General features: G+C 56.4%; 2 protein-coding genes and 2 pseudogenes. 1 reads left to right on the top strand and 3 read right to left on the bottom strand.

The window, feature by feature from the left end:
* The 3 genes and pseudogenes from QDY28_RS30860 to QDY28_RS30850 form a co-directional block, all read right to left on the bottom strand.
* Positions 1-531, bottom strand: a 531-nt coding sequence (locus QDY28_RS30860) for a recombinase family protein (protein WP_331384858.1), incomplete at its 3' end; no start/stop codon positions are given.
* Positions 524-700 carry a hypothetical protein gene (locus tag QDY28_RS30855; protein WP_240535395.1) on the bottom strand — a complete coding sequence of 59 codons (177 nt, stop codon included), beginning with the start codon at positions 698-700 and terminating at the stop codon, positions 524-526. The genes QDY28_RS30855 and QDY28_RS30860, both read right to left, overlap by 8 nt.
* 106 nt (positions 701-806) lie before the next feature.
* A pseudogene (locus tag QDY28_RS30850) lies at positions 807-923 on the bottom strand (hypothetical protein); the annotation flags it as partial.
* Between the two features lie 77 nt (positions 924-1,000).
* Between QDY28_RS30850 and QDY28_RS30845 the strand changes: the two are divergent.
* Positions 1,001-1,189, top strand: a pseudogene (locus tag QDY28_RS30845) (transposase domain-containing protein); the annotation flags it as partial.
* Between the last annotated feature and the right edge of the window lie 97 nt (positions 1,190-1,286).

Raw genomic sequence — 1,286 nt, 5'->3', positions numbered from 1 at the left:
ACGGGCATCATCCGTCTTCACATATCCGACGGCAACAGTCAGATGAAGTTCGCCGCGCCGCGCTTTTTGGCGCATGGCCTCGACGGATCGTTGCCGAAACACGGATAACTCCATCTCGCTCATCGTACCCTTCATGCCAAGAAGGAGACGATCGTTAGGCGAGCGCGGATCGTAAATAGCCTCTTCGTCAACGATCAGAGTGCCGACCAGACCACAAAATTCCAGCAACGTATGCCAATCACGGCCATTGCGCGCCAGACGTGAGGCCTCAAGCGATACGACTGCTCCCACCCGACCTTCACATATCGCCGCCAACAGCTTCTCGAATCCTGGGCGGGCGATGCCACCTCCGGATCGTCCAAGGTCATCGTCGACGATCTCGACGGTCTCCCAACCCAACTGTCGAGCACGCTCGACTAAGCCGTACTGCCGTCGTTGGCTTTCCAGGTTATTGGCAACCTGGTAGGCTGTCGACTGCCGGACGTAGACGAAGGCGCTAAGGCTAAGATGGTCGGCGGTAATCTTACTCATTGCCCGCCTCCTTTCCGCCGTCGGCGAACCGCTTGCCGGCCAGCTTTGCCGCCGCTTCCGTCAACAGTAATTGAAGGAGTGTTAAGGCTTCCCGGCGCTGGGTGTCGCTCAGGTCTACCGGCCGGGCTGTCACGAACAGATCCAATTGCATGCGAAATTGCTTTCTCATGGCTTATCCCTTCGGCTTCTTGAACCGAGCGAAAAGGTACGTGAGAATCAATGAATGCGCGCAGTTCAATAAGCTTGGCTGCCGAAAGGCGCGGCTCGGCTACAATCTCGATCGAACTTGCCGCAGGATCAAACATCCATGCGGGGATTTGAAATGAGCCACCATGGGCTTGTCGAATCAGCAGATAATGAACACCTTCGTGCTCATGGCTGCCGGTTACCAATACGGTTTGGTCAACCAGTGGATGGAAGGGATAAGTGACCGTGGACTCGAATGCCAGAAACCCGGCATTATGAACCCGGCTTCGATGAAGGGGGCCGCAACTGGGCCCGGTTTGCCAGCCTGATCGGCACTTGTAAAATGAACAGCGTTGAACCCTACGCCTATCTGTGCGATCTCTTCGTCAGCCTCGCAAACGGCCACCTAGCAAAAGACATCGATGCCCTCATGCCCTGGGCCTACGCCGCCCGCATCAAGGCCTCACAATGAGCTCGTCAGGTACTCTTCGGTGAGCTCATTTGACGGGCCGTAGATCAACCTCAGATCACTGCAACTGAAAAATCGATGGGGCGTGGACGCCGCATAC

It is taken from the genome of Rhizobium sp. BR 362, from assembly GCF_036528765.1.
Classification (GTDB): domain Bacteria; phylum Pseudomonadota; class Alphaproteobacteria; order Rhizobiales; family Rhizobiaceae; genus Rhizobium.
Note: the sequence above shows the minus strand (reverse complement) of the source record. Positions and strands in the feature narration are given on the sequence as shown.